The organism is Flavobacterium sp. (genome assembly GCF_030146175.1).
In the GTDB taxonomy this organism is placed as follows: Bacteria; Bacteroidota; Bacteroidia; order Flavobacteriales; family Flavobacteriaceae; genus Flavobacterium.
In genome coordinates this window covers 1-14,087 of the sequence record NZ_JASLCE010000144.1, presented here as the reverse complement: position 1 = coordinate 14,087, position 14,087 = coordinate 1, and the positions used below count along the sequence as shown (strand labels likewise).

Sequence of the window (14,087 nt, the reverse complement as noted above, 5' to 3'; positions counted from 1 at the left end):
CTGCTGTTGGTTGTGCTGTTACATTTACAATAACATCTACCTGTAATCGGGCACTTTCACATCCTGCGATGGTTTGTGTTACAAAATAAGGTCCTGATGCCAAAACAACCGTAGTTGCTAAAGCCGTTCCTCCTGTTGATTGATCATACCACTGAATTCCGGTTCCCGTAGCAACAAGGTTGGCTACTGTCGCACCACTACAGAACGATTGTGCCGTAGCTGTTGGTAATGCTGTTACGTTTACCGTTACTGTCGCTACGCTGGAAAAACTCGGTAATCCCAATGCTGCACAGGTTACGACCAAACGGTAGTATGTGGTCTGTGTAATTGTTCCGGTTGTCAAATCAGCATACGTTGCCGAAGCCGTTCCTTCGTTTACCGGTGCTGTAAAAGCTAAATCGGAAGACGATTGCCACTGATAGGTTGTTGTTTCTCCTGTTGAATATCCGGTTACCTGAATCGTTGTTGTTCCGGAAGCACACATTGTGCTCACCGTAGCCGTCGCAGTTCCTCCAACCGCTGTCGTACAAACCGGAGAAGTAAACTCATCGGCTCCCACATCAGGAGTAGTCAGGCTTCGTGTATCGCCGTCGATATCGGTTGTTACCGTTGCAATTGGTGTTCCTGTGTTATCCAGGTAAATATTCGATGCCGGAACCAAATGTAAGTCGGTTGTCGATGTAAATACCGGCACTACGTTTTTCGAATTCACATTTCCACCAAAACCAGTTACCAATGCTGCTAAATCGGCTCTGTCCGATCCAATATAGGCTAAATTGGTTCCTGTTGTCGAATAATTGTTATAATCGATTGCCGCAAAAACGGTATTGGCTGCTTCCGAATAGATCGCATAACGCGCTCCGGTTTGTGTTTGCGAGTTGGCAAAAATATTATTTCTCAGGTTGATCGCACCCGGTAAGGTTACACCTGTAGTAATGTTTATCGCTGCCGGTCTTCCACTTACGGTTTGGTTGCTATTCATCGCTACCGTGTTGTGGTAAATGTTATATCCTGCTCCCTGCCCCACAATAATACCATAACCATTATCTGCAACGGCTCCTCCGGCTGAATATCCGTAACTCGCTACATCGCTGATAAAGTTGTTATATACGTTGATGGCCGCTATCACACTATTGGAGTTCAAATAAATACCATTACTACCATATCCGGTTGTATTCGTATTCTTAACATCGGCAATTTTATTGTTAAATACATTTCCGTTTATCGCAACTCCTCCTACTAAAATACCGGAAGAAGTACTCGTTGTTGTGGTAGTAACTCCTTTGATATCGTTACCGGAAATCACAAATGCCTGTGCATTTTGTACTGCAAGACCTCGGAATCCAAGTTTATCAACTGCAGTAGTCGAACCAAATACGTTATTGGAAATTACAAATCCCTGATCCGGAGTTGTAGCATTTCCAATAGCAAAGATTCCATTCTGCATTTTGTTAAAGGTATTATTGATCGATGTAAAGCCTGTATTTGGCGATTCTGCTGCGGCTCCTAAAGTAGATCCACTCACTACCAAACCGGCTACAGTTGTTGTTGGTGCATTTCCTACGAATTTTATATTTCGGAAAATCGAATTCGTTGCTCCATTAGTTGCATCTACCGAAGCAACCCATACGATTACACCTCCAGAATTGGTGTTGGTAATCGTTAAATCACGTGTTGTTGTTCCGTTATTACTTCCGTCGAAAGTCACATAATCTGCTCCAAAAAGTTTAAAGATTGTCGTGGCATTCGATCCTGAGATCGTTGGTGTCACTCCCGTAGCCGGTACAATTGTCAACCTATTGATAGCACTGGCATCGGCATTGGTATTGATTGTGATTGGGAAGGTTTCTCCGGTATAGGTTGCATCGGTTAAAGAGAATGTAACCGGTCCTGATAAACATCGTGTATTATAATCGGCAACAGCTGCCGTAATTGTTGGATAAGCACCACCTGTCCCTACTGTGTATACTCCGTTTAACGGTGCTGTCAGACTATAAGAGAATGGTGTTGTTGGCGGTGTACCGGCTGCTGGCGGGTTAATCGTAAATGTAGCCGCTCCCGGTGCTGGTAATGCAGCGATATTTGGTGTACCGGCATTATCCTGAGCTACGAAATAATAACTTACCGTATCGCCTATGGCTGCTCCGGTTCCAACTGCAAACTGATATTGTCCGGCTCCTAAACTCGTAGCTATGGCAGCTGTATACGCTCCGGTATTAATTCTCCAGTAAGCTACCGGTAGTCCGGCTCCTGATGTAGGTACTCCACTGGCATCCGTAATCGTTGCCGTGATATTTCTGGTTCCAACGGCACAAACGTTTGCTAAAGTGGTATGTACAATTACCGGTGGCGTAAGATCCATAGGAACTCCCGCAAACTCATCGGCTCCAATATCCGGTGTAGTAGTACTACGAACATCTCCGTCGAAATCGTCTGTGATTCCAACAACCGGTGTTCCTCCGTTTTCAATCTGAGTGGCTACCGTTGTATTGATATGTAAGAAGCCTGCATTCGTTCCTGTAGTAGAAGTCCATGTTGGATTTTCAGATATCGAAGCACTATCACGTGTACCCATTCTGGTTTTTAAGGTTGCCAATACGGTATCGGTATTGGTTCCATCAGCAAATAATGTCGGCCCAAAATACAGGTTGTTATTCGATACCGCATCATAGGTTGTCAATGAAGTTCCCGATCTTCTGAAAGCCACTGCCAATGCCGTTCCATTAGGTGTTGACTGGTTTACAAAGATGTTGTTGCGCAATGACACAGTTGGTGTTGTCGATACGGAAATCGCACTCGATCCAAATGATGCTCCGGTACTGGTTGCATTTAATCGTACAGTATTGTAATTGACATTTACCGTTGTTCCACCTGTAATATTAATACCCACTAATGGGTTGGCTGCATTTGAAATCGGTGTTCTTAAATCGCCAATAATATTATTAAACAGGTTTGTTGTTGTACTACCACTTACTAAAATTCCGTTTACAACTCCCGATGCATTATTGGCTTCGATGTTATAAATTTTATTTTTAGATACATTTTGTAATGTACCTCCGGTAATTGCTATCGCACTCACGGTATTACCTCCGGTTGTTGTTAATCCCGAAATAGTATTATTTGAGAAATTATGATCTCCGGCGGCAGAAGTAATTCCAACAATCGAGTTGGCTCCGGTGATATTGCTGATCACGTTTCCGGATACGTTATTTGTTCCGCCTGTTAAACTGTATCCCACATTTAAAATAGCTATTGCTGCGTTTCCGGTAGTAATGTTATTAAATGTGTTATTGGTTACTGTTTTTCCAGGATAACTGGCTGTTCCACCATCGGCGCTACGGAATCCTCCTAAAGTAGTTGCTCCGGTTAGGGTTACGTTCGAGAAATTGTTCCCGCTATTGGTTTCCGTTCCGCTTAATGTACTTCCGAATGAATCGTAAAAATAAACGGTTCCGCCTGCTCCGGTTTTAGCAAATGCTGTTACAATAGCATTGTTGTTTACGTTGGTTACAGCGTTGGCCGGGTGCGTCACACTATTCGTGATAAATGTGAAACTTCCGGTTGTATTTACATTAAGATTCGTAAATGTATTTCCGTTAATATTTGTATTAAGCGTTGCCGCTACATTACTAATAAGCGTAATCGCTCCAGATGCGGTTACCGTGTGTCCAAAAGTATTGAAATCGTTATTATTAATATTTAAAGTCGAAGTCGCACTTACGGTTGATCCTTCGTTTAAAATCCCAAATATTGCTCCAGCAGCCAAACCACTTCTAAGGGAAAAGGTGTTGGCATTGATTTCATTTACAATAGTTCCGGTTGGTACATTTGTAAATGCCGTCACATAGATTCCTCGCAATGTTCCTACCGTTACACCACCGTTAGAACTGGTAATGGTATTGTGCGAAATATTAAAGTTTTTGGTATTACGCACTAAAACGCCGTTTACAGAACCCGATACGTTGGCATAACCTGAAAAAGTTCCGGTTGTTCCGAAATTCGTGATGCTGTTTCCTGTGGCTGTTGTTGTTCCTCCAATATCCAGCCCCTGGTTATTGTCGGCGGAGGCCGTAGGTCCAATTACCACGATTCCAATGTTCACATTACTGATATCGTTGGTATAGACTTTTAAATTGTGATTTCCTCCGTTTGCTCCGGTAGCCGTAGTCGAAGTAGTCACAGCTGTAGCCGAGTGTGTCGAGTTACTATAAATTCCAAATGTATTCTGATAGGTACGATTTAAACTGATCGTATTGTTCTGAATGGTATTATTTTGTGCTCCGTTTGTTGCAGAAGCATAAAGTAATGCTACTCCCCATTCGGTCATGTTGTTCGTACCGGCTGCCGTTGTCGTATTCGCCGCGTTTTCTGTCATGGTGAAACCCTGAATCGTAACCCAGTCGGCTCCTACCAATTTAAAAATGGCATCATTTAACGCTCCGGATGTTTGTGGCGTGGGTGCCGTAATGGTACTGGTACTTCCTGCAATGGTGATTACATTGGTCGAAGTACCTTCGGCAGTAATTACATATCCTCCGGCCGGTGCGGTTTCATTACCGGTTAACGTAATGGTTACCGGACTTGTGATTGTCGCTCCGTTTAATGCCGTTATAGCCGATGCTAATGACGGATAGGTAGGATTTAGTCCCGAGCCCCCATTTGTAGTAACCTGTGCATGGCCTACAAACGTAGCTAAAAACAAAAAGAACATTAAACAGACCTGCTGTCGAATGTTCTTAAGCCGTGAATTATCACGGTTTCCTTTTTGATTAAACAATGAATTGGATTCGTTGCCTAATGAATAGTATTTTTTATTCATACAAAATGATTTAGTAAGTGAAATTACTAAATTTTTAAACATTTTATAACAATATTAACACTTAACAAAGTATATCACAAATAAGATTTATTAATTTTTATTTTTCACAATTCGTTTATAAAAAGTTTGTATTGTTTTAAAAAGTTGTTCTTTTTGTGACTGCATTCTGATAAAAATATGATAATACCTGATTATTTAAAATCACGTCAATCTAAAAACAATGCATTTTGCAATAAAAACCAATTTAAACAAGAACACCTGTCAGGTTTTAAAAACCTGACAGGTGTAAATTTTACTCAAAAAAAAGCCTCTCAAAATTGAGAGGCTTTCTATTATGCTTGGCCAGTTGGCCCGAAATTTAATGGAATAGAAGGCATTTCTGCTTCTTTTATTTCACCGTGAGCAGCTTCAAACCGATTGATATTTTCGGCTAAAGCTCCCAATAAACGCTTGGCGTGTTGTGGCGTTAGTATAATTCTGGATTTTACTTTCGCTTTTGGCACACCCGGCATGATATTGATATAATCAATTACAAATTCGGTATTCGAGTGGTTGATGATCGCCAGATTGGAATAAATCCCATCTGCCGTTTGCTCGTCCAACTCAATGTTGATTTGACCTTGTTGCTTATTCTCACTCATGATGCTTAGTAATTAAATTCTTCTTTAGCAGCCATTAATTCGTTGAACTCCTCTTTAGAACCTACGATGATGTTATCGTAATCTCTCATACCGGTTCCGGCAGGGATTCTGTGTCCTACGATAACGTTTTCTTTTAGTCCTTCCAATCCGTCCACTTTTCCAGCTACTGCAGCTTCGTTCAATACTTTTGTTGTTTCCTGGAACGATGCAGCCGAGATAAACGACTTCGTTTGTAACGATGCTCTTGTAATACCCTGAAGAATCGGAGTTGCCGTTGCCGGAACTACGTCTCTTGCTACTACCAGGTTTCTGTCGTTTCGTTTCAGGATTGAGTTTTCGTCTCTCAATTCTCTTGGCGATACGATTTGTCCTGCTTTCAGGCTATCGGAATCTCCTGCATCTTCTACCACTTTCATTCCGTATAATTTGTCGTTTTCTACGATAAAGTCGCTGGTGTGAGCCAACTGATCTTCTAAGAAAAGGGTATCTCCCGGATCCTGAATCTGTACTTTACGCATCATCTGACGGATTACAACCTCAAAGTGCTTGTCGTTAATTTTTACCCCTTGTAAACGGTATACTTCCTGAATCTCATTTACCAAGTACTGTTGTACAGCAGATGGTCCCTGGATTCTTAAGATATCATCCGGAGTAATCGCTCCGTCTGATAATGGCATACCCGCTCTTACGTAATCGTTCTCCTGAACCAGAATCTGGTTGGAAAGTTTTACAAGGTATTTTTTAATCTCACCGAACTTCGACTCAACCACGATCTCACGGTTACCTCTTTTGATTTTTCCAAAAGATACTACTCCGTCGATTTCAGAAACTACAGCCGGGTTCGATGGGTTACGTGCTTCTAATAACTCGGTAATTCTTGGTAAACCTCCCGTGATATCACCCGCTTTAGACGAACGACGTGGGATTTTTACTAAAATTTTACCGGCTTTAATTTTCTCACCGTCATCAACCATAAGGTGGGCACCCACCGGTAAGTTGTACGAACGGATCAATTCACCATCTTTTCCGTAGATCAATAAAGTAGGGATTAATTTTTTATTTCTTCCCTCAGAGATTACTTTTTCCTGGAATCCGGTTTGCTCATCGATTTCAACCATGAACGTTTGTCCTTGCTCGATATCTTCGTAAGCTACCTTACCGGTAAATTCAGAAATAATTACCCCGTTATATGGATCCCATTTACAGATGGTTGTTCCTTTATCCACAATATCACCGTCTTTTACAAAGATGCTAGATCCGTAAGGGATATTGTGTGTATTCAATACGATTCCGGTTGTTTCGTCGATCAATTTCAACTCGGTTGAACGTGAAATTACGATATCGGTAGTGTTACCTTCGTTGTCTTCACCTTTAACGGTTTTTAAATCTTCGATCTCTAATCTTCCGCGGAATTTCGTGATAATGCTTGATTCTTCAGAGATGTTACCTGCGGTACCTCCCACGTGGAACGTACGTAGTGTTAACTGTGTTCCCGGTTCCCCAATCGATTGTGCTGCAATTACTCCGACAGCTTCACCTCTTTGAGTCATTTTTCCGGTAGCCAAGTTACGTCCGTAACATTTTGCACAGATTCCTTTTCCGGCTTCACACGTTAATGGTGAACGAACATCTACTTTTTCAACTGGAGACGCATCGATCGCTTTTACGATAGCTTCGGTGATTTCTTCACCCGCTGCAACCAATACTTCGCTTGTTAGCGGGTTGATTACATCCTGTAACGCTACACGACCTAAGATTCTTTCTCCTAATGTTTCAACGATCTCTTCATTCTTTTTCAATGCCGATACTTCAACACCACGTAATGTACCACAATCCACAGAGTTCACGATTACATCCTGAGATACGTCGTGTAACCTTCTGGTTAGGTATCCGGCATCGGCCGTTTTAAGAGCCGTATCCGCAAGACCTTTACGGGCACCGTGCGTCGAGATAAAGTATTCTAAGATCGAAAGACCTTCTTTAAAGTTCGATAAGATCGGGTTTTCGATAATCTCACCACCACCAGCAGTCGATTTTTTAGGCTTCGCCATCAATCCACGCATACCGGTTAACTGACGGATCTGCTCTTTCGATCCCCTCGCCCCAGAGTCAAGCATCATATACACCGAGTTGAATCCTTGCTGGTCTTCTCTAATGTTTTTCATCGCTAACTCCGTTAATAATGCATTCGTTGAAGTCCACACGTCAATTACCTGATTGTAACGTTCGTTATTGGTGATAAGACCCATGTTATAGTTCATGGAAATTCCTTCAACCTGACTGTTTGCATCGGCGATCAAATCTTGTTTTTGATCCGGGATTTTGATATCTCCCAAAGAGAAGGATAATCCTCCTTTGAAAGCGAATCGGTATCCCATATCTTTCATATTATCCAAGAAGGCAGCCGTTGTAGGTACATCGGTAACACTTAAAATCTTACCGATAATATCACGTAAGCTTTTCTTAGTTAATACTTCATTGATATATCCAGCAGCTTCCGGTACTACTTCGTTAAATAATACTCTTCCGGCAGTGGTCTGGATGATTTTGTATACTAATTCTCCGTTTTCGTTAAAATCTTTTGCACGGATTTTAACACGGGCATTCAATTCCAGTTTTCCTTCGTTTAACGCGATGTTTACCTCTTCGGCAGAATAGAAAGTTAATCCTTCTCCTAAGATTTTGTGCGTTTCCGTAGACAAACGTTCTTTGGTCATGTAGTACAGACCCAAAACCATGTCTTGAGAAGGTACCGTAATCGGAGCTCCGTTCGCCGGGTTAAGGATATTGTGAGAAGCCAACATTAATAATTGTGCTTCCAAAATAGCCTCCGGTCCAAGCGGTAAGTGAACCGCCATCTGGTCACCATCGAAATCGGCATTAAACGCCGTACACACTAACGGGTGTAACTGGATCGCTTTACCTTCGATTAGTTTTGGCTGGAACGCCTGGATACCCAAACGGTGCAACGTAGGAGCACGGTTTAGTAATACCGGGTGACCTTTAATTACGTTTTCAAGGATATCCCATACTACCGGCTCTTTTTTGTCGATAATTTTCTTAGCTGATTTTACCGTTTTAACGATTCCTCTTTCGATTAACTTACGAATAACGAATGGTTTGTACAGCTCGGCAGCCATATCTTTTGGAAGACCACATTCGAATAATTTCATTTCCGGTCCAACAACAATTACCGAACGCGCTGAATAATCCACACGTTTACCTAATAAGTTCTGACGGAAACGCCCTTGTTTTCCTTTTAAGGAATCCGATAGGGATTTCAATGGTCTGTTTGATTCTGTTTTTACAGCAGAAGCTTTTCTGGTGTTATCGAATAACGAGTCTACCGATTCCTGTAGCATACGTTTTTCGTTTCTCAAAATCACTTCCGGTGCTTTGATTTCCATTAATCGTTTTAAACGGTTGTTACGGATGATTACTCGTCTGTAAAGGTCGTTCAAATCGGATGTTGCAAAACGTCCACCATCAAGCGGCACCAACGGACGTAATTCTGGCGGGATAACCGGGATTACTTTTAAAATCATCCATTCCGGACGGTTTTCGCGGTTGTTGTTCGCTTCACGGAACGATTCTACTACCTGTAGTCGTTTTAAGGCTTCCGTTTTACGTTGTTTAGACGTTTCGTTATTCGCCGCGTGACGTAGATCGTAGGATAACGAATCCAGGTCAATACGCGCTAATAAGTCCATGATACATTCCGCACCCATTTTAGCAATGAATTTGTTCGGATCGGTATCGTCTAAATATTGGTTTTCCATTGGAAGACTATCCTGAATGTTCAGGTATTCTTCTTCCGTTAAGAAATCCAGGGTCTTTAATGTTTCTCCGTCTGGTCCTTTTGCAATACCCGGCTGAATTACTACGTATCTTTCGTAGTAAATAATCATATCCAGTTTTTTGGATGGTAATCCAAGGATATAACCGATTTTATTCGGAAGGGAACGGAAATACCAGATGTGTGCGATTGGCACTACCAGGTTAATGTGTCCTACTCTGTCTCTACGTACTTTTTTCTCAGTAACTTCAACTCCACAACGGTCACAAACGATTCCTTTATAACGGATTCTTTTGTATTTTCCGCAGGCACATTCGAAGTCTTTTACCGGACCGAAAATTCGCTCGCAGAAAAGACCATCACGCTCTGGTTTATGGGTACGATAGTTGATGGTTTCCGGTTTTAAAACCTCACCTCTTGATTCTGCCAAAATAGATTCCGGAGAAGCAAGACCTATCGAAATTTTGTTAAATCTTTTAACGGTATTTTTATCTTTTAATCTCGTCATGATATGAATACTATCGATTTATTTAAAACGCTATAAAAGGGAGTAATCCGAAGACTACTCCCGTGTAAATTTATTCTTCTAATCTGATGTCTAATCCAAGACCTTTCAATTCATGCATTAATACATTGAATGATTCTGGTAATCCTGGTTCCGGCATAGTTTCTCCCTTAACGATAGCTTCGTAAGTTTTCGCTCTACCAATAACGTCATCCGATTTAACAGTCAATATTTCTCTCAATGTGCTGGAAGCACCGTAAGCTTCAAGTGCCCAAACCTCCATCTCTCCGAAACGCTGACCTCCGAATTGCGCTTTACCTCCAAGAGGCTGTTGCGTAATCAATGAGTACGGACCGATAGAACGTGCGTGCATTTTATCATCAACCATGTGTCCTAATTTCAACATGTAGATAATACCTACCGTTGCCGGCTGGTGGAAACGTTCTCCTGTTCCTCCGTCATACAGGTATGTATGTCCGAATCTTGGGATTCCCGCTTCGTCTGTTAAGGCATTGATTTCATCCAAAGAAGCTCCGTCGAAAATTGGCGTTGCAAATTTCTTACCTAGTTTTTGTCCTGCCCATCCTAATACGGTCTCATAAATCTGACCGATGTTCATACGGGAAGGTACCCCTAGTGGATTCAATACGATATCAACCGGTGTTCCGTCTTCAAGGAATGGCATATCCTCCTGACGAACGATCTTAGCAACAATACCTTTGTTACCGTGACGTCCCGCCATTTTATCACCCACTTTCAGTTTACGTTTCTTAGCGATGTAAACTTTAGCCAGTTTTAAAATTCCGGATGGTAATTCATCTCCAACAGTGATGGTGAATTTCTCTCTTCTCAAAGCACCCTGAAGGTCGTTTAACTTAATTTTATAGTTGTGGATCAAGTCGTTCACCATGGCATTGGTTTCATCGTCTGTAGTCCACTGACCTTTTGTTAAGTGTGCGAAATCTTCAACTGCATACAACATTTTCTGTGAGAATTTTTTACCTTTTGGTAATACTTCTTCACCTAAATCGTTCATTACACCCTGAGATGTTTTTCCATTAACGATGTCGAACAATTTTTCTACCAATCTGTCTTTCAATTCATTGAATTTCACTTCAAATTGGGTTTCCAATAGTGCTAAATCGTCTTTGTCTTTAGAACGTTTGCGTTTATCTTTTACCGCTCTTGCGAATAATTTTTTGTCTAATACCACACCGTGTAATGATGGTGACGCTTTTAATGAAGCATCTTTTACATCACCCGCTTTGTCTCCAAAGATTGCACGTAAAAGTTTCTCTTCCGGAGTTGGATCGGATTCTCCTTTTGGTGTGATTTTACCGATCAGGATGTCACCAGGTTTAACCTCGGCTCCGATTCTGATCATACCGTTTTCATCCAAATCTTTAGTCGCTTCCTCACTTACGTTCGGGATATCGTTGGTTAACTCTTCGTTACCCAATTTCGTATCACGCACTTCCAATGAATAGTCATCCACGTGGATTGACGTAAAGATATCGTCGCGAACTACTTTTTCGGAAATTACAATCGCATCCTCGAAGTTATACCCTTTCCAAGGCATAAACGCTACTTGTAGGTTACGTCCTAAAGCAAGCTCTCCGTTTTGCGTTGCATATCCTTCACAAAGTACTTGTCCTTTTGCAACTCTATCACCTTTTCTTACGATTGGTTTTAGGTTGATTGACGTACTCTGGTTGGTTTTTCTAAATTTAATTAACTGATACGTTTTCTCGTCCGGATCGAAGCTAACCGCTCTTTCCGCATCGGTTCTGTCGTATTTAATGGTAATCATGTTCGCATCAACGTACTCAACAGTTCCGCTTCCTTCCGCATTAATCAATACTCGGGAATCAGACGCCACCTGACGCTCTAATCCGGTACCAACAATTGGTGCTTCTGGTCGTAATAAAGGAACTGCCTGTCGCATCATGTTCGATCCCATCAACGCACGGTTCGCATCATCGTGTTCCAAGAATGGAATTAACGATGCTGAAATCGATGCAATCTGGTTCGGTGCTACGTCAGTATAGTGAACAACGTTTGGCTCAACAACCGGGAAGTCACCTTCTTCACGAGCAATAACTCTGTCGGCAGTGATCGTTCCGTTCTCGTCCATTTCGATATTCGCCTGCGCGATCATCTTACCTTCTTCTTCTTCTGCGCTTAAATAGATTGGTGTTTCAACCAGATTCACTTTACCGTTTTCTACTTTACGGTATGGTGTTTCGATGAATCCCATTCCATTTACTTTCGCATAAACTCCAAGAGATGAAATCAAACCAATGTTTGGTCCCTCCGGTGTTTCAATCGGACATAAACGTCCGTAGTGCGTATAGTGAACGTCACGTACCTCGAAACCGGCTCTCTCTCTCGAAAGACCTCCAGGTCCAAGTGCAGACAATCTTCTTTTGTGTGTGATCTCAGCCAATGGATTCGTTTGGTCCATAAACTGCGATAACTGGTTGGTTCCGAAGAAAGAGTTGATCACCGATGATAATGTTTTGGCATTAATCAAATCGATTGGTGTAAACACCTCGTTATCTCTAACGTTCATTCTTTCGCGGATGGTTCTGGCCATACGAGCTAAACCTACACCAAATTGTGCCGACAATTGTTCACCAACAGTACGTACACGACGGTTTGATAAGTGGTCGATATCATCAATCTCAGCTTTAGAGTTGATCAATTCGATCAGATATTTTACGATTGTAATGATATCCTCTTTGGTCAACACTTGTTTTTCCATTGGGATATCCAAACCTAATTTTTTATTCATTCTGTAACGACCAACTTCACCTAAGTTATAACGTTGATCTGAGAAGAATAATTTATCGATAATACCACGAGCGGTTTCCTCATCAGGCGGTTCTGCGTTACGCAACTGACGGTAAATGTGCTCTACGGCTTCTTTTTCAGAGTTGGTAGGGTCTTTTTGTAAGGTATTGTGGATAATCGCGTAATCCGCCTGGTTGTTATCTTCTTTGTGTAACAAGATGGCTTTTACGTTAGCATCGATAATTTCCTCTACATTGTCTTTATCCAAAATCGTATCACGATCCAGGATAATTTCGTTACGCTCAATCGATACTACTTCTCCCGTATCCTCATCTACGAAGTCTTCATGCCATGTATTTAAAACACGTGCAGCCAAACGACGACCGATATATTTTTTAAGACCGGTTTTAGAAACTTTGATTTCTTCAGCAAGGTCAAAGATTTCCAAGATATCTTTATCTCTTTCAAATCCGATAGCACGGAAAAGAGTAGTTACTGGTAATTTTTTCTTTCTATCGATATAAGCATACATAACGCTGTTGATATCGGTAGCAAATTCAATCCAAGATCCTTTAAAAGGAATTACTCTGGCAGAGTATAATTTTGTTCCATTCGCATGGAAAGATTGTCCGAAAAACACACCCGGTGAACGGTGTAACTGAGAAACAACAACACGCTCGGCTCCGTTGATTACGAAAGTTCCGCTTGGTGTCATGTATGGGATTGTACCTAAATACACATCCTGAACTATCGTTTCGAAGTCTTCGTGTTCCGGATCGGTACAATACAATTTTAAACGTGCTTTTAACGGCACACTGTAGGTTAATCCTCTATCGATACACTCTTCAATAGTATAACGTGGCGGATCAACAAAGTAATCAAGGAATTCCAATACAAATTGATTTCTTGTATCTGTAATTGGGAAGTTTTCCATGAAGGTATTATATAGACCTTCGTTACCTCTTTCGTCAGATTTGGTTTCCAATTGGAAGAAATCTTTAAAAGATTTTACCTGAATATCTAGGAAATCCGGATAATCAGGGATGTTTTTCGTCGAGGCGAAATTTAATCTTTCAGTCTGATTTGTTAACATCAATGGACAAAATTTTGATTAAAAAAAAGTAATTTTGTGTAAATACACAGAGTAATTGTACTTTCTTTTTTAAACCGATACATCTCTGAAAATGAACAGAAAGTTATATTTCATTTTCTTTCTTCGTACCGATTAAAAGGGGTTGCATTTCAAATTATTGTACACTAGAAGATACCATAATTTTATTATACGCAAAATGGTTTAGGCCTTTGAGATTTTTTCTCAAGGCCTAAACCTAGCTTTTTAGAGTAAGCTTAGCTTATTTAAGCTCAACTACTGCTCCAGCCTCTTCTAAAGATTTTTTAAGACCTTCAGCCTCGTCTTTAGAAACACCTTCTTTAACATTTGAAGGAGCACCGTCTACTAAATCTTTTGCTTCTTTAAGACCTAAACCTGTTAATTCTTTAACAGCTTTAACTACTGCTAATTTAGAAGCTCCA

At 41.2% G+C, this 14,087-nt stretch carries 5 protein-coding genes; all 5 read right to left on the bottom strand.

All coding sequences use genetic code 11. From position 1 onward, the window contains the following. The coding region (locus tag Q1R07_RS15900) for a hypothetical protein (RefSeq protein WP_300492149.1) at window positions 1–4,819 on the bottom strand (4,819 nt) is incomplete at its 3' end. Window positions 4,820–5,151: 332 nt separating this feature from the next. Further along, a complete protein-coding gene (locus Q1R07_RS15895) occupies window positions 5,152–5,460 on the bottom strand; it encodes a DUF3467 domain-containing protein (RefSeq protein ID WP_136402316.1) in 309 nt (102 codons plus the stop codon). A gap of 5 nt (window positions 5,461–5,465) precedes the next feature. Further along, the gene (gene rpoC, locus Q1R07_RS15890) at window positions 5,466–9,764 is read right to left on the bottom strand and encodes a DNA-directed RNA polymerase subunit beta' (protein WP_300492147.1); all 4,299 of its coding nucleotides are present in this window, start codon (window positions 9,762–9,764) and stop codon (window positions 5,466–5,468) included. Window positions 9,765–9,834: 70 nt separating this feature from the next. Further along, window positions 9,835–13,647, bottom strand: coding sequence for a DNA-directed RNA polymerase subunit beta (gene rpoB, locus Q1R07_RS15885; RefSeq protein ID WP_300492146.1), 3,813 nt, complete (start codon window positions 13,645–13,647; stop codon window positions 9,835–9,837). Window positions 13,648–13,906: 259 nt separating this feature from the next. Further along, window positions 13,907–14,087 (bottom strand): ribosomal protein L7/L12 (locus tag Q1R07_RS15880; RefSeq protein ID WP_300492145.1); only part of this gene is annotated, 181 nt, incomplete at its 5' end.

Bases quoted from the DNA above. Each gene is read 5' to 3' on its own strand.
- rpoB (WP_300492146.1), bottom strand. From the start codon at position 13,647: ATGTTAACAAATCAGACTGAAAGATTAAATTTCGCCTCGACGAAAAAC.
- rpoC (WP_300492147.1), bottom strand. From the start codon at position 9,764: ATGACGAGATTAAAAGATAAAAATACCGTTAAAAGATTTAACAAAATT.
- Q1R07_RS15895 (WP_136402316.1), bottom strand. From the start codon at position 5,460: ATGAGTGAGAATAAGCAACAAGGTCAAATCAACATTGAGTTGGACGAG.